Below are 18762 nucleotides of genomic sequence, written 5' to 3'. Positions count from 1 at the left end.
CGACACGCAGATGGTCGACCCGGAGATGGAGCGCTACTGGATGGGGCAACGCGGTGGCGCGACGGGCCGTGGACCGGCGCACGGTGCGCGTCCCGCTCGAGCGCGCGGCGCTGCTGGCGCTCGGCCGCGCCGGCGGGGCGGTGCACCGGCGGCGCGCGGCGTTCGTCGAGGGCTGGCTGCCCGACGCCTGACCGGGTGCTCCGGTTTCACGCCCGCGCCGACGGGCAGGGACCGGGGCATGGACGAGACCGACATCCTCAGCCGCATCCACGCGCTGGTCGAGGAGGAGCACTCGCTGCGCGACGGCGAGGAGCACACCGACGAGACCCGCGCCCGCATGAACAAGCTCGAGGCCGACCTCGACCAGTGCTGGGACCTGCTGCGGCAGCGCCGCGCCAAGCGCCAGTACGGCGAGGACCCCGACGAGGCCGAGGCCCGTCCCGAGCCGCAGGTGGAGAACTACCTCCAGTAGCGGGAGGCCTGGCCCGGCCCCCCTCCGGAGGCTCGACCCGAGCGTGCGAGGGTCGAGAGGGAGGGGGTCCTCTTTCAGGCCGAGCGGGTGGTGGGCTGACGGCAGCCGGCGCCCAGCAGCGCCAGCTGCCAGAGCAGCCGGGACCGCGGGTCGGTGACCTTGCGCCCGGTGACCGACTCGATCCGCCGGAGCCGGTGCATCACGGTGTTCCGGTGGCAGTACAGCGCATCGGCGGCGCGGGTCGGCGAGCCGTCGGCGGCGAGGAACGCCTCGAGCGTGTCCAGCAGGACGCCCCGCTCGTCGTCGGGCAGGTCCAGCAGGCCGCCCAGCGACTGGCCCACCAGGCGTGAGCTGATCTCGGGCGAGTTGCTCAGCAGCGCCTCGGGCAGCCGCTCGTCGATGCTCACGACGCGGCTGTCCCCCGCGGGCAGCGTCCGCGCCGCGGTCTCGGCCAGCCGGTAGGCGACCCCCGCGGCGGCGGCACCCTCGACGGCGTCGGACACCCCGACCGGCCCCCGGGCGACCGCCGTCAGCAGGGACACGAGGTCCGCCGGGCGCACGGCGCCGAGCCCCACCACCCCGACCTGCGCGCCGCCGCGGCCGCCCCACACGGAGCGGACCCCGCGCTTGAGCAGCCCCTCGGCGGGGGCGTCGAGCCCCGGCGCGCCGTCGGGCCCGGGCAGCGCCACCACGGCCATCAACCGGCCGCCCAGCGGCATGGCCAGCAGCTCCGACGCCGTCCGCACGAACGCCGGGTCGCTGCCGCGACCGTCGATCAGGCCGTCGAGCACCTGCTGGCGGGCCTGCTCGTCGACACCGGCCAGGCGTCGCTGCTCCTCGCGGTAGCCCTCCGCGACGGCGGCGCAGTCGGCGTCGTTGGTGCGCCAGACCGAGCCGGCCACCTCCAGGAGCAGCACGTCGTGGCCCTGGCTGTTGCGCTGGGACACCGACAGCAGCCCCTCCCAGGTGGTCTGGCCGCCGAGGCGGTATGCCCGCAGCACCGCCTCCAGCGGTACGCCCTGCGCCGCCCGGCGGCGCCCGACGGCGCGGGCTCCGCTGCGGTCACCGTCGCCGTCGTCGGCCCAGCCGTCGATCAGCGTGCGCAGCCCCTGCTCGAGCCCGCGGCGGACCGAGGCGCGCAGCTCCTCCTCCGTCACCAGCAGGTCGCGGTAGGCGGCCTCGCTGCGCAGCAGCACCTCGAGCATGCGGTCGGTCATGTCCTCGAGCTCGGCCATCAGCAGTGGCGCGAGCTCGGCCAGGCGAGCCGAGATCTCCGGTCGGAACCGCTGCACCCGCCCACCTCCCCGTCCGTGACACACAGCACAACGCCGCAACTCCATCGCTGTGCTCTGCGCCCATTGTGACCGGTGACACCGGGGGGCAGTCTCAGCGGGACGTACTCGTGACCCAATCGTCGCCGTCCGGACACCTCCGGAACGGCCATCTCCCCGACGCAGAGGAGCAGTGGGCCCCTTGGCGCAGCCGACCGGCAGCCAGCTAACGCACGACTCAGGGCCCACCGCCCGGCTCGAGATGACCGGGATCAACGTCGCCTTCGGCGGCGTCCTGGCGCTCACCGACGTCTCACTCGTCGTCGAGCCGGGTCAGGTGCACGGCCTCATCGGCCCGAACGGCGCAGGCAAGACGACGCTGTTCAACGTCGCCTGCGGCCTGGTCCGGCCCACGTCCGGGCGGATCACCTGGCGCGGCGAGGAGATGCGCCGGCTGCGCCCGAGCCAGCTCACCAAGCTCGGCGTCGCCCGCACCCTGCAGGGTGTCGGCCTCTTCCCCGGCATGACCGTGCTCGAGAACGTCATGGTCGGCGCGCACCGCCACGGCAAGGCCGGTTTCCTGTCGGCGTTCCTCGCGCTGCCCTCCTCGGACAAGGACGAGCGGCTGCTGCGCGAGCGCGCCATGCGCGCCCTCACCGAGCTCAACGCCGAGCGCTACGCCGGCCGCTACCCCGGTTCGCTCCCCTACCCGGTGCAGAAGCGGGTCGCCCTGGCCCGCGCCCTGGTGGCCGAACCCGACCTGCTGCTGCTCGACGAGCCGGCCAGTGGTCTGGCCGAGGACGAGATGCACGAGCTCGGCGAGCTGATCCGCTCGGTCGTCGGCCGGATGAGCGTCCTGCTGGTCGAGCACCACATGGACCTGGTCATGCGGGTCTGCGACCAGATCACCGTCCTCGACTCGGGCAAGCAGATCGCCGCCGGCACCCCGGAGCAGGTGCAGAACGACCCTGCGGTCACCGAGGCCTACCTGGGCGACGCCGTCGACGCCGAGGCCGACGCCGCCGAGCTGAGCAACGTCGATGGAGGGCGGACCCATGGCTGAGACCCACGGCAGCACCGCGATGTCGGCCACCGGGACGACCGGCGGCACCGCCACCACCACCCGCCTCCTGGAGGTCGAGGGCCTGAGCTCGGCCTACGGCCCGGTCCGCGCGCTCGACGGCGTCTCGCTGTCGGCGGAGGCCGGCAGGATCACCGCGGTCCTGGGTGCGAACGGCGCCGGCAAGACGACCCTGCTGCGCACCATCAGCGGCCTGGTCCGTCCGGTGGCCGGCCGGGTCGTGCTCGACGGCGAGGACATCACCAAGGCCTCGGTCGAGTCGATGGTCGGTCGGGGCATGGCCCACGTCCCCGAGGGCCGCGGCGTCATCGCCGAGCTCACCGTGGACGAGAACCTGCGGGTCGGCGCGCTGTTCCGCGGCAAGGTCGGCAAGGACGAGTTCGACCGGGTGTACGACCTCTTCCCGCGCATCGCCGAGCGCCGGAACAACGCCGCCCACACGCTCTCCGGCGGTGAGCGGCAGATGCTGGTCATCGGCCGGGCCCTGCTCGCCAAGCCGCGCGTGCTGCTCCTCGACGAGCCGTCGCTGGGCCTGGCCCCGCGCATCGTGGCGCAGATCTTCGGCCTGCTCCGCCAGCTGGTCGACGCCGAGGGCCTCTCGGTCCTGCTGGTCGAGCAGAACGCACGCAGCGCCCTGTCGGTCGCCGACGTCGGCGTCGTCCTCAACCTCGGCCGGGTCGTCGTCACCGACTCCGCCAGCACGCTGATGGGCGACGAGGACCTCCGGCACGCCTACCTCGGTTTCTGACCCTCACGCTCTGCCAGGAAGGCTTCCCACTGTCGTGGACTACTTCGTCAACGTCACCATCACCGGGTTGACCCAGGGCATCATCTACTCGGCCTTCGCCCTCGCCCTGGTGCTCATCTGGCGCTCCACCCGCATCGTCAACTTCGCCCAGGGCTCGATGGCCGCGGCCACCACGTTCATCGCCCTGGCCCTCATCCAGGCCGGCCAGTCCTACTGGGTCGCGCTGGTCGTCGCGCTCGTCTCCGGGTTCGTCCTCGGCGCGCTCGTCGAGCGGGTGATCATCCGACCGGTCGAGGGGGGGCCCGAGCTCAACGCCGTCATCGTCACCCTGGGCCTCTTCGTCGCCATCCAGGCCCTCATCGCCATCATCTTCGGCTCCTCGTTCCAGTCCTTCCCGACGCCCTTCGGCGTCCGCGGCTTCCAGGTGGGCGGGTCGACGATCCCGCTGACCCCGACCAGCCTCTACGTCATCGGCTCCGTGCTGATCACGATGGCGCTGCTCGTGGCGCTCTTCCGGTTCACCCGCGTCGGGCTGGCCATGCGGGCCTCGGCCTTCAGCCAGGAGGTCGCCCGGCTGCTGGGCGTCAAGGTCGGCGGGATGCTCACCCTCGGGTGGGGCCTGGCCGCCGTCGTCGGCTCCCTGTCGGGCCTGCTGATCGCCGGCGGCGGGTTCGTCTACCCCGCCTACATGGACTCGCTCATCGTCTTCGGCTTCGTCGCCGCCATCATCGGCGGCCTCGACTCACCGGTCGGCGCGATCGTCGGCGGGCTGATCCTCGGTCTCGCGCTCAGCTACGTGAACGGCTACGTGGAGCGCGGCAGCGCGCTGGTCAGCGTGGCCGCCCTGGTGATCCTCATCGTCGTGCTGCTGGTGCGTCCCGGCGGCCTGTTCAGCAGCACCACGGCTCGGAGGGCATGACCATGAGCGACCTGCAGAGCCCCACGTCCGCAGCCGCCGGCAAGGCCACGGACGACGCCCCCACCACGTCCACCGCGGGCGCGAACGCGCCCTCGGCCCCCACCGGGACCGGCCGCTCCTTCCTGCCGCAGTCGACCCTGCCGCGCCACCTGGTGGTGCTGGTCCTCTCCGCGGTGCTCGCCGTCGTGCTGCTGGAGGTCAGCAGCCCGTACCAGAACTCCCAGATCGCGACGCTCAGCTACTACGCGATCGCCGCCGGCGGTCTCACCGTCCTCACCGGCATGAACGGCCAGATCTCGCTCGGGCACGGCGCCCTCATGGCCGCCGGCGCCTACACCACGGCCCTGTTCCTGGACGCCGACGAGCCGCTCCCGCTGCCGGTCATCCTGCTGGCCGCCATCGTGGTGGCCACCGTGGTGGGCGCGCTCGTGGGTGTGGCCGCCGCCCGCCTGCACGGTCCGTACCTCGCCGGCGCGACGCTCGCGCTCGCCGTCGGCCTGCCGGGCCTGGCGATCTACTTCCACGACATCTTCGGCGGCGAGCAGGGCATGCGGGTGCGCGCACCGCAGGCGCCGGACGCCTTCGAGAGCTTCGTCCAGACGGTGTCGGGGAACAACGCGTCCAGCACCAAGTGGCTGGCGTACGTCGGCGTCATCTGCCTGCTGATCACCTACTTCTTCCTCGCCAACCTGGTGCGCAGCCGGATCGGCCGCACCTGGCGGGCGGTGCGGGACCAGGAGGTCGCCGCGGAGCTCGCCGGCATCAACCTCGGCGCGTGGCGGGTGCTGGCGTTCGTCGTCAGCGCGGCTGCGGCCGGGCTCGCCGGCGGCGTGCTGGCCATCGTGGTCCGGCTGGCCGCGCCCAGCGGTTTCACGCTGGTGCTCTCGCTGGCACTGCTCACCGCGATCGTGATCGGTGGCCTGGGAAGCCTGCTGGGTGCGCTCCTCGGCTCGGCCCTGCTGGTCTTCCTGCCGCCGTTCGTGACCAACCTGGGCTCGGACTTCGGGCTGAACGGCACCGAGGCGGCCCAGCTCGCGCCCTTCGTCTACGGCGTCGTGCTGATCGTCGCGATGATCTTCGCCCCCGCCGGCTTCGTGGGCACCATCCGCCTCCGGCGGATGACCGCCAAGGCCAGGCGTGGGTCGGCCGCGCAGGCGAAGGCCGCCGGCGCGAACGGGGGGTGAGCACCACCCGTCCGATCCGCTGCTCCCGACCGCTCCACCCCACCCCGACTCCCGGGCACCGACGCCCGGGCCGCACCAGAGGAGAACTGTTGTCCAGATCCTCCCGTCGTCTCATGACCGCCATCGCCGCGGCCACCGTCGCCTCCACCCTCGCCGCCTGCGGCGGCGGTGACGACGGCAGCTCGTCGTCCGCCGAGGGTGGCGGCGAGAACGAGGCCTCCGACATCGGCGTCACCGAGGACTCGATCAAGCTCGGCGCGCACTACCCGCTGACCGGTGTGGCCGCCCCCGGCTACAGCGAGATCCCCACCGGCGTCCAGGCGTACTTCGACTGCCTGAACAAGGAGGGCGGTGTCTACGGCCGCGACATCGAGTTCATCTTCAAGGACGACGCCTACAACCCGAGCCAGACCAGCCAGGTCACCAACGAGCTCGTCCTCGAAGAAGAGATCTTCGCGATGATGAGCGGCCTGGGCACCCCCACCCACAGCGCCGTCGTCGACTTCCTCAACGACGAGGGCGTCCCGGACCTCTTCGTCTCCTCCGGCTCCCTCCTGTGGGGTGAGAACCCCGAGGAGTACCCGATGTCCTTCGGCTGGCAGACCGACTACCTGAGCGAGGGCAAGATCATCGGCGAGTACATCGCCAACGAGTTCCCCGACGCCAAGGTCGGCCTCTTCCTCCAGGACGACGACTTCGGCCAGGACGGCGAGGAGGGCATCCGCCAGTACCTCGACGACCAGATCGTCGCGGCCGAGCGGTACGTGCCGGGCAACACGAACGTCGGCCCGCAGATCGCGGCGCTGCAGGCGGCCGGCGCCGACTTCGTCGTCGGCTTCAACGTGCCCAGCTACACGGCCCTCTCGCAGCTGACTGCCCTGCAGCTCGGCTACGACCCGCAGTGGTTCTACTCCAACGTGGGTTCGGACCCGAACCTCGTCGGCGGTCTGCTGAACCGCTTCAGCGAGGGCAAGGTCTCCGACGCCGCCCTGCTGGACGGCGCGCTGACCACCGGCTACCTGCCGACGGTCGACATGACCGACAACCCGTGGATCCAGGAGTTCTCCCGGATCTGGGACGAGTGCGGTGGCGAGGGCGAGCTCAGCAACTACCGCGTCTACGGCATGTCGCAGGCCTACACCATGACCCAGGCCCTGCAGGCCGCTGGTCAGAACCCGACCCGCGAGGGCCTGGTCGAGGCCGTCGAGGCCGTCGGCGCCGAGTGGGAGGGACCGGTGTTCGCGCCGTTCCGCTACTCCGAGGACAGCCACCTCGGCACCAGCGGCATGACGATCGAGCGGATCGTCGGCAACGGTTCCGAGGAGGTGCAGCCGGTCCGCACGACGGACATCGGCGACGCCCCGATCGAGGAGTTCGACAAGGAGCCGGCCACCCCGCCGGCCAACGGCATCCCCGACGAGGAGGCCTACGAGGGCTGACGAAGGATCACCCTTCCCCCACGCCTCGCACGCTCGGCGCGGGCCCCTGAAGGGTGACCGTTCCAGCACGTCACGGGCGGGCCGCCGGTCTCCTCCGGGAGCCGGCGGCCCGTCGCCGTTCCACCGGCCGGGAGACCGGACACTTCGGTGCCGAAGTGTGTGGCCGGGATCGCCGGGTAGGACGCCCCCGAGCGCGGCAGCCGCGCCCGCACGAGGAGGAGGCAGCGATGGTGACCGGACCGGTACGCGAGGCACGCACGATCCGCCGGGCGGTCGTCACCGGAGGGGCCGGCTTCCTCGGCTCCCACCTCTGCGAGCAGCTGCTCGAGCGCGGCGTCGAGGTCGTCTGCCTCGACAACTTCCTCACCGGTTCACCCGACAACGTGCTGCACCTGATGGAGCACCCCGGTTTCCGGCTCGTGCGCTGCGACGTGAGCGAGTTCGTGCACGTCCCCGGCCCGGTCGACCTGGTCCTGCACTTCGCCTCCCCCGCCAGCCCGATCGACTACCTGAAGATGCCGATCGAGACGCTCAAGGTCGGCAGCCTCGGCACCCTGCACACGCTCGGCCTCGCGCACGAGAAGCGGGCCCGGTACGTCCTCGCCTCGACCTCCGAGGTCTACGGCGACCCCCTCCAGCACCCGCAGACCGAGGAGTACTGGGGCAACGTCAACCCGGTGGGCCCGCGCGGCGTCTACGACGAGGCGAAGCGCTTCGGCGAGGCGATGACGACCGCCTACCGGACGTCGAAGGGCACCGACACCGGCATCGTCCGGATCTTCAACACCTACGGTCCCCGCATGCGGGCCGACGACGGCCGCGCCATCCCGGCGTTCGTGAGCCAGGCCCTCGACGGCCGCCCGCTGACCGTGGCCGGCGACGGCTCGCAGACCCGCTCGATCTGCTACGTCGACGACACCGTGGCGGGCATCCTGGCGATGGCCTTCTCCGACCAGCCCGGACCGATCAACATCGGCAACCCCGACGAGCTGTCGATGCTGCGGCTCGCCGAGTGGATCGTCGAGCTCACCGGCTCCTCGTCACCGATCGACTTCATCGACCTGCCGGTCGACGACCCGAAGGTGCGCCGCCCCGACACCACCCGCGCCCAGGAGCTGCTCGGCTGGCGGCCGCAGGTGGCCTCGGAGGACGGGCTGCGCCGCACCGTCGAGTGGTTCGCCGCCCACCGCACGGCCCAGCAGGCCCGGGCCGTCTGACGCAGCCGTCGGACACAGCCGTCCGACGGCGGTGTGACCAGGGCCGATCACCGATCGTGGTCGGCGTCACACCGAGAGGCTCGTCGTCCCCTCTACTCTGACGGGGCGGGCTCGGGGGGAGCCGCACCAACCCCGAGTCGATCCAGAGAGCGAGCATGGGCCGCCACGCCGATCCCACTGCCCGGCGCCGTACGGTGCCCCCCGTCCTCCTCGCCGCAGGCCTCGTCGTGCTGCTGCTGGGCGGCGGGCTCACCTGGTGGCTGACCACCCGCGGCTGCGACGACCGCGTGACCGTCGACGTCACCGTCGCCCCGGAGCTGGGCGGGCTCGCCGAGGAGCTGCTGGCCGAGGTCCCCACGACCGACGACGACGTGTGCGTCGAGGCCGCCGTCACCGCGCAGGAGCCGGTGCAGACCGCCGGCTCCCTCGGCGCCCTCGAGGCCGCGGCGCTGCCCGACGTCTGGGTGCCCGACTCCTCGCTGTGGGCCGCCCGGTCCGGGTACGGGGAGCTGCAGCCCATGGGGTCGATGGCGGTCTCCCCCGTCGTCCTGGCCACCAGCCGCGCCGCCGTCGAGGAGCTGGGCTGGTCCAACCAGGCACCGACGTGGGGGCAGGCGCTGGGCACCGGTCGTCCGCTGGCCGTGCCGGACCTGGCCGCCAGCGCCGAGGGGCTGTCCGCCCTGGCCGCCGTCCGGAGCTCCCTGGGCGGGGACGAGCAGGCCGACAACGCGGTCGTGCAGGCCGTGCTGTCCGCCGCCCGGAACACCGCCCCCTCCCCCGCCGACGCGCTCGCCACCGGCACCGGGGGCGCCGCCGACGCACCGCTCGTGCCGGTGAGCGAGCAGGAGGTGTACGCGGCCAACGAGAGCGTGACCGAGGCCAACCTGGTGGCCGTCTACCCGGCCGAGGGCACGCCGGCGCTGGACTACCCGGTGCTCCGGGTCGGGGCGGCGTCCGGCGCCGAGCAGACGGCCGTGGAGGCCGTGGTGCGCCGGCTGCGGTCCGAGGACGCGCTGGCAGCCGTCCAGGAGGCCGGGTTCCGCGGCCCCGAGGGCGGCGCCCCGCCGCGGGCCGGCGGCGAGTCCGGCATCGCCGGGCAGATGCCGGCGTCGCTGCCCCTGGACGTGCAGCAGGTGCAGGCGCTGCTGACCCGGTTGTCCAGTCTGGCGGCGCCCTCCCGGCTGCTGGCGGTGTTCGACGTCTCCACGTCCATGAAGGCCCCGGTCGGCGACGGCACCCGGGCCACCCTCGCCCGCGACGCCGCCAAGAGCACGCTCTCGCTCGTGCCGGGCGACTTCGCGCTCGGCCTGTGGGCGTTCGCCTACCAGCTGGAGGGTGAGCAGGACTGGACGGCGCTGGTGCCCACCCGGGAGCTGGACGCCGACGTCGGCGGCACCCCGCAGCGCGACGTGCTCGACGACCAGCTCGACACCATCCCGGAGCGGCTCACCCCCGGCGGCACGGGTCTGTACGACACCACGCTGGCCGCCGTCCGGGCCGCGCGGGACGACTACGACCCGACCGCGGTCAACAGCGTGCTGGTGCTCACCGACGGCACGAACGAGGACGACGACGCGGGCATCAGCCTGCAGAACCTGCTGGTCGCGCTGGCTGCGGAGGCCGACCCCGACCGGCCGGTCAAGGTCATCGGCGTGGCGCTGGGGCCGGACGCCGACCTGTCAGCGCTGGAGCAGATCGCCGAGGCGACCGGTGGGGCGGCGTACTCCGCGGTCGACGAGAACGACCTGCAGACCGTCCTCTTCGACGCCCTCCGCCAGCGCGACTGAAAGAGGACCCCGTCCCTCTCACCCCTCGCACGCTCGGGGCGAGCCTCCGGACGGGGCCAAGAGGCGGTCCAGGGCCGTGGTGACCTCGTCGACGGTGATCCTCGCCAGCGCCGGGTCGAGCTCGGTGCCCCAGGGGTCGCCGGTGCCGTCGCCGTGCCAGAGGACGACGTGCTGCTCCCGTGGGGGCGGACCCCACAGCGCGGGCGGCACCGGCCCGAACAGCACCACCGACGGACGCCGGTAGGCCGTGGCCAGGTGGGCGACGCCGGTGTCGCCGCAGACCACCACGCGCGCTGAAGCCACCACCGCGGCGAGCTCCAGGGACGTCGTGCGGCCGGCCAGCACGGCGTCGTCGCCCAGCCCTGCCCCCGCGGCGACCGACCGCGCGAGCTGGACCTCGGCGGGTCCGCCGGTGATCCGGACGTCGTGCCCGGCGTCCGCCAGGTGCCGGGCGACGGCGGCGAACCGGTCCGGCGGCCACCGCCGGCCCGGGTAGGCCGCCCCGGGGTGGACGACGGCTACGTCGCGCACCGGCGGGGGCACGGCGGGGACGGCCAGGTCGAGGGCGTCGGGGTCGGCGTCGACGCCCAGCCCCTCGGAGACCAGCCGGCACCAGCGCCGCACCTCGTGCTCGTCGGGGAACCACGTCGGCCCGGGATAGCCGGGGCTGCCGAAGGTGAGCAGCCGCTGCGGCCGCAGGTCGGCGACCACCACGTGCGAGGCCGGCCCCTTGCCGTGCAGGTCGACGGCGAGCTCCGGCGGGGGGCCGTCCCAGGCCAGCGGCTCGAGCTCCCGGGCGGGCAGCACCTCGTCGACGGCGTCGATCAGCTCGGCGAGCGGCCGCAGCGCCGCCGTGGTGGCGAGCACCAGCCGGTGGTCGGGCACCGCCGCCCGGATCGCGCGGAGCGCAGGGACGCCGGTGAGCAGGTCGCCCAGCCCGAGCGGCCGCAGCACGACGGTGACGGGCCTGGAACGGCCCCGCTGCAGGGTCTCGCGGCGAGCGTGCGAGCCGTGGGGGGCAGCGGGGTCCTTCACCACACCCGGGAGCGCTCGACCAGTGCGGTCGTCGAGTGCCCGTCGAGGTAGGGCAGGACGACGGCCTGCCCGCCCCACGTGCGCAGCACCTCGGCCTCGGGCAGGTCGGCGCCGGCGTAGTCGCCGCCCTTGGCCCACACGTCGGGCCGCAGCCGGTCCAGCACCTCCGCCGGGGTGTCCTCGTCGAACACGACGACGGCGTCGACGAACTCCAGGGCCTCGAGCACGCGCGCCCGGTCCCCCGCCGTCACCAGCGGCCGCGAGGGCCCCTTGAGCCGGCGGACCGAGGCGTCGGAGTTGATGCAGACGACCAGGCAGTCCCCGAGGCCGCGGGCGGCGCGGAGCGTGGCGACGTGGCCGGGGTGCAGCAGGTCGAAGCAGCCCCCGGTGGCGACGACGGTGCCGCCGGACGCCCGCACCTGGGCGATGACCCCCTCGGCACCGGTGTCGGCGACGGCGTCCGGCCGCCCGGCCGCACCGGCGGCGTCGCCCGCGTCCCACGCCGTCGCCCCGCCGCGGGCGACGAACGCCGAGGCGAACGCCACGGCTGCCGCGACCGCCTCGCCGGTGACCGCGCCGTCGGCCAGCGCCAGCGCGGCGGCGGCGGCGAACGAGTCGCCGGCACCGCACGGGTCACCGCCGGTCACCGCCACCGCCGGCACGACCATGGGCGCCCCGGAGCCGTAGGAGAGCAGGGCACCCCGGGAGCCGAGGGTGACGGCGACCGCGCCGACGCCCCACAGCCGGATCAGGGCCTCCGCGCGGGCCCCCACCGCGGCCAGGCCGTTCCCGGTGGCGGCGTCGGCGGCCACGCGGGCCGCCTCGGCGCCGTTCGGCGTCACCAGCCGGGCGTTCGGCACCGGGTCGGCGCCGCGCGGGTGCGGATCCCAGACGACCGGCCCACGGGCGGCGCCGAGCGCCTCGCGGACGTCGGCCGCGGCCGTCGTCCCCCGGCCGTAGTCGGCGACGAGCACCGCTGCCGCGTCCCGGATCGCCTCGGCCGCCTCGGCCGGCAGCGGGCCCAGCGTGGCGACCGGCGCACCGCTGTCCAGCCGTGCGACGGAGTGGTCCCCCACGCGCACCCGCTGCTTGACCGCGGTGCCCCCGCCGGCCGGGATCGCGATCAGCCGGACCCGGCCGGCGAGCAGCTCGCGCAGGCGGGCGGCCCCGTCGTCGGAGTCGATCGGGGCGACGAGCACGACCTCGCGGGATCCTGCCGCCGCCGCGATCACCGCGGCCAGCGCCGCCCCGCCGGGACGCTCGCGGCGCTCGATGTCCTCGACCACCGGCACGGGCGCGTCGGGGGTGAGCCGGGACGCGCTCCCGACCAGGTCGACGTCGAGCAGCGCGTCGCCGACGACGACCAGCGGCCGGGCGCTCACGTCGCCGCCTCGAACGACGGGCCGGTCGGCACGCGGGCCGGCTCGGCGAGCACCGCCTCGTCGAACGCGGCGCAGAGCAGGTGCAGCGCGACGAGGTGGCACTCCTGCACGGTGGCCGTCCACGGCGAGTCGATGGCGACGGCGTCGTCGGCCACGGCGGCCAGCGGATTGGGCGCCGGGCCGGTCATCGCCAGCACGGTGATGCCGCACTCGCGGGCCCGGCGGGCCGCGGCGACGGCGTTCGGCGAGCGCCCGGAGGTGGAGAGCAGGACGAGGACGTCGCCCTCGCGGCCGTGCGCCTCCACCTGGCGGGCGAACAGCTCGTCGGCCGGGTAGTCGTTGGCGATCGCGGTCAGCGAGGACGTCTCGGCGGTCAGGCAGATCGCCGAGAACGGGGGCCGGTCCGCGCGGTAGCGGCCGACCAGCTCGGCGGTGAGGTGCTGGGCCTGCGCGGCGCTGCCCCCGTTGCCGGCGGCGAGCAGCCGCCCGCGCCCGGGACCGCAGAGCACCTCGGCGGCCAGCCGACCCCAGCGGTCCAGCGCCGGCAGCTGGGCGTCCAGCGAGCCGAGCGCCGCGGTCAGCGACGCGACGTGGTCGGCACCGGTGAGGTGCGTGCAGGTGTCCGGCATCGGGAAGGCGGCAGCCGCCCCCTGCGCCCGCCCCTGGGGCGCCGGGGCCTGCGCGACCACGTTCTCCCGGAAGGAGTGCGGGGGGATGCTCATCGACCCACCTCCGGTGCAGGAACTGAACGGCTGCGCCGTGCTGTCGAGCACTTCACCTTGCGACCTCCACGGGACGGCGGCGGGCGAGGACCTGCCGGTAGACGGTTTCGGTGTCGGCGACGACGCGGTCCCAGCGGTAGCGGGCCCGGGCGCGACGCACACCGGCCGCGCCGTAGGCGGCACGGCGCTCGTCGTCGGCCAGGAGCGCGGCGAGCACCTCGCCCAGGCGGGCCGGGTCCCGCGGGGGGACGAGGTCGCCGGTGACGCCGTCGGCGACGGTGTCCTGCAGGCCACCGACCGCGGTGGCCACGACGGGACGCCCGCAGGCCATGGCCTCCAGCGGGGTGATGCCGAACGGCTCGTACCAGGGCACGGCCAGCACGACGTCGGCCGAGCGCACCCACGCCGGGACGTCGGCCCGCGCGACCGAGCCGGCGAACACCAGCCGGTCGGCCACGCCCGCCTCGGCGGCGATGCCGCGCAACCGCCGCACCTCCGGATCGGCGTCGATCGCGTCGGGCGCGGGCCCGCCGACGACGACGAGCTCGGCGTCGGGCACCGCCCGCAGCGCCCGCACGGCGTCGTCCTGGCCCTTGCGCTCGACCAGCCGGCCCAGCACCAGCAGCCGCTTCCGGTCCCCGCGCGGGGCGACCGGGCCGCGCGGCGTGAAGACCGACGTGTCGACGCCGCAGGGCACGATCGAGACGCGGTCGCTGGGCAGCCCCAGGCGGCGCAGCTCGAACACCTCGTCGGAGCAGGTGGCCACGACGTGGCCGACGTCGCGGCAGAGCCCGCGCTCGAGGTCGACGCGCTCGGCCGGCGAGGTGTCGGCGTCGCCCTGGTGGCGCCGCTTGACCGAGCCGAGCGCGTGGAAGGTCTGCAGCACCGGCACCGGCTGCAGCAGGCTGGCCGAGGCCTCGACCGACGCCAGGCCGCTCATCCAGAAGTGGGCGTGCACGACGTCGGGCCGGGCCGCCGCCCAGCCGTGCCGCAGCACCCGCGCGAAGGCGGGCATGTGCTGCAGCAGCTCGTCCTTGGGCAGCTGCTCGGGCGGGCCGGCGGTCACGTGCACGACGTTGTAGCCGTCCTGCACGACGACCCGCTCGGGCAGCGACTCGTCGTCGCGGCGGGTGTGCACGGTGACCTCGTGCCCGCGCCGGGCGAGCCCGGCAGCCAGGGCCGCGACGTGCACGTTCTGCCCACCGGCGTCGACACCGCCGATGGCGGCGAGCGGGCTGGCGTGCTCGGACACCAGATCGATCCTCATCGACCCACCTCCGGTGCAGGAGCGGACCGGCTTCGCCGGACTGCCGGGCACATCACCGGGTCACCTCCTGGAGGAGGCGGTCCCAGTCGCGCAGGAAGCGGTCCAGCCCGTACCGCTCCAGGGCCGCCGCGCGGGCAGCCTTCCCGGCCAGCCGGGCGGCGTCCTCGTCGGCCAGGAAGTGCCGCACGGCCCCCCACAGCCGTTCGGGCCGGGTGGAGAGCACCCCGGCCTCGGCGGGGACGGCCTCCACGGCCTCGGTGGTGGCCAGCCCGACGACCGGCATGCCCAGGTGCATGGCCTCCAGCAACGACAGCCCGAGGGAGGTCCAGCGGACCGGGTGCACGTAGACCCGGCGGCGGGCCAGCTCCGTGTGCATGGCGGCCTGCGGCGGGTCGTCGTGCAGCGCGACCCGGTCGGGGTCCAGGCCGTACTGCTCGTGCAGACCGGCCAGGCCCATCCCGAACACGTCGACGGGGGCGGCCGCGGCCAGCCCGGGGAGCAGGTCCGCACCCACGGTGCGGCCGCGGCGCACCGGCTCGTTGGTGACGACGGCGGCACGTGCCAGCTCGCCGGTGTAGCGCTCGCCGGGGTCGACGATGCCGTGCTCGATGACCGTCGTCGGGGCCCGGCCGTTGTCGTAGAACAGCTCGTTGAACGAGGTCACGTGCGCGATCGGGATCTCGGCCCGGTCGGCCATCGGGTGCCGGGTGTGCGGCACCGGCCCGTCACCCGGCTCCAGCCCCGGGGCGTTGTGCTCGAGGAAGACCGCCGGCAGGTCGCGGCCGGGCTCGCGGCCCAGCCACTCGCGCACCAGCTCGAGGTCCCGGCGGCGCTGCAGCACGACGACGTCGACGTGCTCGTCGCGCAGCTGCTCGGGTGTCACCTCCCGGGCCGATGCCGGCCAGTCCCAGGTGCGGGCCCGGCCGAGGCCGTCCGGGCCCCGGTCCGGGGTGACCGGCAGCAGGTATTCGTGCTCGCCGTGGACGAAGGACGTCGTCCAGGACCCGTGCACGTGCCAGATCAGGATCTTCACGTTCTCCCCTGGAGGTTCGCCGCCGCCTCTCGGGCCGCGGCGGGGGATCGGAGAACGGCCGGCTGCTGGACCGTGCTGAGGAGCTTGTCGACGGCGGCGACGACGTCCGGCGCCGTCACCGAGGTCAGGCAGGGGTGGCCGGGCACCGGGCACTCGCGGGCCCGGGTGTCGCGGCACGGGGCGAGCTGGTCACCGAGGAGCACGCTGGGCACGCCGTAGGGCGCCCAGCGCGCGGCGGGGACGACGGGTGCGAAGAGCGACACGACCGGCGTGCCGACGGCGGCGGCCAGGTGCGCCGGACCGGTGTTGCCGACGACGACCGCGGCGGCCCCGTCCAGCAGCGCCGCCATCTCGGCCAGGGTGGTCGCCCCGCCGAGGTCGAAGCCGCGCGTACCGGCGACGGCCGCGGTGAGCTCCCGCTCGGCCGGGCCGCCGGTGACCAGCACCCGGTGGCCGGCGTCGGCCAGCGCCTCGACGGCCTCCGCGCAGCGCTCCGCCGGCCAGGCACGGGCGGGCACCGAGGCCCCCGGGTGCACGACCACGTAGCCCGGCTCGTGGGTGACCGGGGGCAGGGGCCGCCGCACGGCGAGGCGTCCGTCGTCGCCGTCGGGCAGCTCGAAGCCGGCCGCCCGGGCGAGCGAGAGGGCGCGCTCCGGCTCGGGCAGGTCGTCGTCGACCCGGTGCCGGACGTCGAGCAGCGAGCCGGGGTAGTCGACGCTGATGGCCGAGATGCGCGGCGCGCCGGCCGCGCGGAGCACCAGGGCCAGGGGCAGGGGCGACTGGTGGAAGGACGTGGAAACCAGGGCCTCGTCGGGCGCCAGGTCGCGGACCCGCTCGGTGAGCGCGGCCAGGTCGGCAGGGTCCAGCGGCGGCGGGTCGCCGAGGATCCAGGGGCAGGCCCAGGTCCAGACCTCGTCGACGCCGGGCAGCAGCTCGGCCGCCGCGGCGCCGGCCGGGCCGGCCAGGAGGACGACGCGGTCGGCCCCGGCGGCCACCGCGCGGACCAGCGGGCCCTGGAGCAGCACGTCCCCGGCGTTGTCCAGCCGCGCGACGAGGACGGTGCGCCGTCGGGGGCGGGGCGCGGTCACCACGCGCCCGCCAGCACGCGCCCGACCGCCTCCGCCAGGTCCTCCGCTCGCTGCGGTGCGGCTTCGACCTCCTCGCGGCGGGTGACCGGGGTGGGCACCATGATCCCGACGGCGCCGGCCGCGGCCGCGGCCTCGACGTCCGCACCGATGTCGCCGATCACCACGCAGCGCGCGGGGTCGATCCCGAGCTCGGCGCAGGCGGCGGTGACCATCCCGGGGGCGGGCTTGCGGCAGTCGCAGCCGTCGTCGGGGCCGTGCGGGCAGTACTGCACGGTGTCGAACGGGCCGACCAGCTCGTCGAGCCGCTTCATGCACGCGTCCACCTGGTCGGTCGTGATCAGCCCGCGGGCCACGCCCGACTGGTTGCTGACGACCCCGACCTTCACACCGCGGGCGCGCAGCGCGTCCAGCGCCTCCCGGGCGCCGTCCACCGGGCGGACCCACTCGGGGTCGCCGTTGTAGGGGTAGTCGTGCACGAGGGTGCCGTCGCGGTCGAACAGCACGAGGTCGGGCAGGCCCCTCCAGCGGCGGACGCCGACGTGCCGCACCACGCCCTTCAGCCAGTGCCAGGTGGCCAGCGGCGGGATGAGCGCACTGGTGGCCAGCATCGTGGTGACCTCGGCACGGTCGCGCGGCCCCGGCGCGATCCGCCGCCAGGCGAACTCACCGGTGCCGGCCACCCAGGCGGCCGCGGCGGCCAGCGCCGCGCGCGGCCGTCCGGCCGCGGCCAGGCCGACGGCGGCCAGCGCCGCGGCGGTGACCGCCGTGTGCTGCGGACGGCGGCCGAGCGCGGCGTCGGCCCGGTCGCGCCAGTCGGGCCCGTGCAGCCGGCGCATCAGGACGTCGTCGGCGTTCCCGGCCTGGACGCGCACGCTGACCCAGCGGTCGGCCGGCCGGACGGGGTGGGTGATCCACCGCTCGCCCCGGACGAGCCTCGAGCCGGTGTCCATGACCCGCAGGGCGAGGTCGGAGTCCTCGCGGAACGCCCGGGGGAAGCGCTCGTCGAAGCCGCCGACCGCGGCCAGGGCGGCGCGGCGGTAGGCGAGGTCGGCGGTGATCCAGCTGGAGGTGGCCAGGCCGGCGGTGCCGCGCTCCCAGTCGGTGGGCCGGCGGTGCTCCGGCAGCGGGACGCGCACCCGGCCCTGGCTGCCGGCGACGCCGGCCGGCAGGCCGGCCAGATCGACCTCCAGCCGGGAGTACCAGTCGCGGTCGGGCACGACGTCGTCGTCGAGGAAAGCGATCCACCCGGTGCGCGCGCTGCGCCAGCCCAGGTTCCGGGCGCGGGCCGGTCCGCCGCCGCCGGTGCGCACCACGCGGACGGGCGGGAGCCCGGGACGGTCCGGCTGCAGCGGCTGACCCGCGGGACGGTCGTCGACCAGGATCAGCTCGGCCGGGCGCGGCCCGGGCGCGGCCGCCAGCTCGTCGAGCAGCGCGTCGAGCGACGGACGCCCGATCGTCGGCACGACCACTGTCACCTGCGCGAGCATGATCGCGTCCTGCCCGATCTCGGAACGGCGAAACACTACGGGCTTGAAGCGTCCGCGGCGCGACCGGCGGCGCCCCTGGTCGACGGCGCGCGGGCGCCTCGACCGGGCCCTAGCGGCGGTCGCGGGTGGCCGCGGAGACGCGGGCCAGGGCGTCGGTGACCAGCACGGCGTCGTCGCCGAGCATGGTCAGCAGGTGGGCGACCAGCTCGTCGTGCGTGACGGCGGCCGCCTCGACCCGCTCCCGGCCGGCCGGGGTCAGCGTGGCGTGCAGCAGCCGCCGGTCGCGGCCCGCCCGCTCCCGCACGACCAGCCCCTGCTCGACCAGCCGGGTGATCGTGCTGGTCACGCCGGGACGGGACAGGCCGACGGCGTCGGCGACGTCACCCATCGAGGCCCGTTCACCCGGTGACTCGGCGATGCGCCGCAGCGCCTCGAACCCGGTGAGCGAGAGGTCGTGGTGGCGGTGGAGAGCCGAGTCGACCCGCCGGGTGATGCGGTCGTGCACCTGCACGATGCGCAGCCACGTCTCGGCGGGGCGGGGAGCGACTCCGGGAAGACTGGTGGCGTCCCGAGGGACACCACTCGCGAGCGCGTCCTCGGACCGTTGCACGGGCCCTTCGTCCCCTGATC

The 18762-nt window shown here is 75.0% G+C and carries 17 protein-coding genes and 1 pseudogene; 9 read left to right on the top strand and 9 right to left on the bottom strand.

From position 1 onward, the window contains the following. A pseudogene (locus C5507_RS22625) lies at positions 1 to 191 on the top strand (hypothetical protein); the annotation flags it as partial. Between the two features lie 47 nt (positions 192 to 238). Next, the gene (locus C5507_RS03330; protein WP_104527099.1) at positions 239 to 472 is read left to right on the top strand and encodes a DUF2630 family protein; all 234 of its coding nucleotides are present in this window, start codon (positions 239 to 241) and stop codon (positions 470 to 472) included. A gap of 74 nt (positions 473 to 546) precedes the next feature. Here the strand turns inward: C5507_RS03330 and C5507_RS03325 are convergent, their stop codons facing one another. Beyond that, positions 547 to 1764, bottom strand: coding sequence for a PucR family transcriptional regulator (locus tag C5507_RS03325; RefSeq protein WP_104527098.1), 1218 nt, complete (start codon positions 1762 to 1764; stop codon positions 547 to 549). A 172-nt stretch (positions 1765 to 1936) separates the two neighbouring features. On the opposite strand from C5507_RS03325, the gene C5507_RS03320 reads away from it, so the two are divergent. The 7 genes from C5507_RS03320 (at position 1937) to C5507_RS03290 (ending at position 10118) form a co-directional block, all read left to right on the top strand. Beyond that, on the top strand, positions 1937 to 2806 hold the full coding sequence (locus tag C5507_RS03320) for an ABC transporter ATP-binding protein (protein WP_104527097.1): 870 nt from the start codon (positions 1937 to 1939) through the stop codon (positions 2804 to 2806). Next, positions 2799 to 3572 carry an ABC transporter ATP-binding protein gene (locus C5507_RS03315; RefSeq protein ID WP_104527096.1) on the top strand — a complete coding sequence of 258 codons (774 nt, stop codon included), beginning with the start codon at positions 2799 to 2801 and terminating at the stop codon, positions 3570 to 3572. Before C5507_RS03320 ends, C5507_RS03315 begins: the two co-directional genes overlap by 8 nt. 34 nt (positions 3573 to 3606) lie before the next feature. Next, positions 3607 to 4491 carry a branched-chain amino acid ABC transporter permease gene (locus tag C5507_RS03310; RefSeq protein WP_104527095.1) on the top strand — a complete coding sequence of 295 codons (885 nt, stop codon included), beginning with the start codon at positions 3607 to 3609 and terminating at the stop codon, positions 4489 to 4491. Positions 4492 to 4493: 2 nt separating this feature from the next. Further along, positions 4494 to 5675 carry a branched-chain amino acid ABC transporter permease gene (locus tag C5507_RS03305; protein ID WP_165400483.1) on the top strand — a complete coding sequence of 394 codons (1182 nt, stop codon included), beginning with the start codon at positions 4494 to 4496 and terminating at the stop codon, positions 5673 to 5675. 113 nt (positions 5676 to 5788) lie between these two features. Next, on the top strand, positions 5789 to 7114 hold the full coding sequence (locus tag C5507_RS03300; RefSeq protein ID WP_104527093.1) for an ABC transporter substrate-binding protein: 1326 nt from the start codon (positions 5789 to 5791) through the stop codon (positions 7112 to 7114). Positions 7115 to 7341: 227 nt separating this feature from the next. Beyond that, positions 7342 to 8331, top strand: a complete 990-nt coding sequence (locus C5507_RS03295; RefSeq protein WP_104527092.1) for a UDP-glucuronic acid decarboxylase family protein — start codon at positions 7342 to 7344, stop codon at positions 8329 to 8331. Positions 8332 to 8525: 194 nt separating this feature from the next. Further along, positions 8526 to 10118 carry a substrate-binding domain-containing protein gene (locus C5507_RS03290; protein WP_242611292.1) on the top strand — a complete coding sequence of 531 codons (1593 nt, stop codon included), beginning with the start codon at positions 8526 to 8528 and terminating at the stop codon, positions 10116 to 10118. A gap of 18 nt (positions 10119 to 10136) precedes the next feature. Here the strand turns inward: C5507_RS03290 and C5507_RS03285 are convergent, their stop codons facing one another. The 8 genes from C5507_RS03285 to C5507_RS03250 form a co-directional block, all read right to left on the bottom strand. Beyond that, positions 10137 to 11072 (bottom strand): glycosyltransferase family 9 protein, encoded by a 936-nt coding sequence (locus C5507_RS03285; protein WP_242611291.1) that lies wholly within the window; start codon positions 11070 to 11072, stop codon positions 10137 to 10139. Between the two features lie 77 nt (positions 11073 to 11149). After that, positions 11150 to 12535, bottom strand: a complete 1386-nt coding sequence (gene rfaE2 / locus C5507_RS03280) for a D-glycero-beta-D-manno-heptose 1-phosphate adenylyltransferase (RefSeq protein WP_104527090.1) — start codon at positions 12533 to 12535, stop codon at positions 11150 to 11152. Beyond that, positions 12532 to 13257, bottom strand: a complete 726-nt coding sequence (locus C5507_RS03275; protein ID WP_242611290.1) for a D-sedoheptulose-7-phosphate isomerase — start codon at positions 13255 to 13257, stop codon at positions 12532 to 12534. Before C5507_RS03275 ends, rfaE2 begins: the two co-directional genes overlap by 4 nt. A 52-nt stretch (positions 13258 to 13309) precedes the next feature. Beyond that, positions 13310 to 14524, bottom strand: coding sequence for a glycosyltransferase (locus tag C5507_RS03270; RefSeq protein ID WP_104527089.1), 1215 nt, complete (start codon positions 14522 to 14524; stop codon positions 13310 to 13312). A 52-nt stretch (positions 14525 to 14576) separates the two neighbouring features. Further along, positions 14577 to 15557 (bottom strand): glycosyltransferase, encoded by a 981-nt coding sequence (locus C5507_RS03265; RefSeq protein WP_104527088.1) that lies wholly within the window; start codon positions 15555 to 15557, stop codon positions 14577 to 14579. Continuing rightward, positions 15554 to 16645: a glycosyltransferase family 9 protein gene (locus tag C5507_RS03260; protein ID WP_104527126.1), complete on the bottom strand. Its 1092-nt coding sequence runs from the start codon at positions 16643 to 16645 to the stop codon at positions 15554 to 15556. Before C5507_RS03260 ends, C5507_RS03265 begins: the two co-directional genes overlap by 4 nt. Beyond that, entirely contained in the window at positions 16642 to 18132 is a 1491-nt protein-coding gene (locus C5507_RS03255) for an HAD-IIIA family hydrolase (protein WP_104527127.1), read from the bottom strand. The genes C5507_RS03260 and C5507_RS03255 overlap by 4 nt, the downstream gene beginning before the upstream one ends. Before the next feature lie 109 nt (positions 18133 to 18241). Next, positions 18242 to 18742 carry a MarR family winged helix-turn-helix transcriptional regulator gene (locus tag C5507_RS03250; protein WP_104527087.1) on the bottom strand — a complete coding sequence of 167 codons (501 nt, stop codon included), beginning with the start codon at positions 18740 to 18742 and terminating at the stop codon, positions 18242 to 18244. Positions 18743 to 18762: the final 20 nt, after the last annotated feature.

Source organism: Blastococcus saxobsidens (assembly GCF_002938435.1).
GTDB classification, from domain to species: Bacteria; Actinomycetota; Actinomycetes; order Mycobacteriales; family Geodermatophilaceae; genus Blastococcus; species Blastococcus saxobsidens.
This window is presented reverse-complemented; position numbering and strand designations above follow the sequence as displayed.

Coding starts and splice junctions, on each gene's coding strand:
- C5507_RS03330 (WP_104527099.1), top strand. CDS start 239: ATGGACGAGACCGACATCCTCAGCCGCATCCACGCGCTGGTCGAGGAG.
- C5507_RS03315 (WP_104527096.1), top strand. CDS start 2,799: ATGGCTGAGACCCACGGCAGCACCGCGATGTCGGCCACCGGGACGACC.
- C5507_RS03305 (WP_165400483.1), top strand. CDS start 4,494: ATGAGCGACCTGCAGAGCCCCACGTCCGCAGCCGCCGGCAAGGCCACG.
- C5507_RS03300 (WP_104527093.1), top strand. CDS start 5,789: ATGACCGCCATCGCCGCGGCCACCGTCGCCTCCACCCTCGCCGCCTGC.
- C5507_RS03295 (WP_104527092.1), top strand. CDS start 7,342: ATGGTGACCGGACCGGTACGCGAGGCACGCACGATCCGCCGGGCGGTC.
- C5507_RS03275 (WP_242611290.1), bottom strand. CDS start 13,257: ATGAGCATCCCCCCGCACTCCTTCCGGGAGAACGTGGTCGCGCAGGCC.
- C5507_RS03270 (WP_104527089.1), bottom strand. CDS start 14,524: ATGAGGATCGATCTGGTGTCCGAGCACGCCAGCCCGCTCGCCGCCATC.
- C5507_RS03255 (WP_104527127.1), bottom strand. CDS start 18,132: ATGCTCGCGCAGGTGACAGTGGTCGTGCCGACGATCGGGCGTCCGTCG.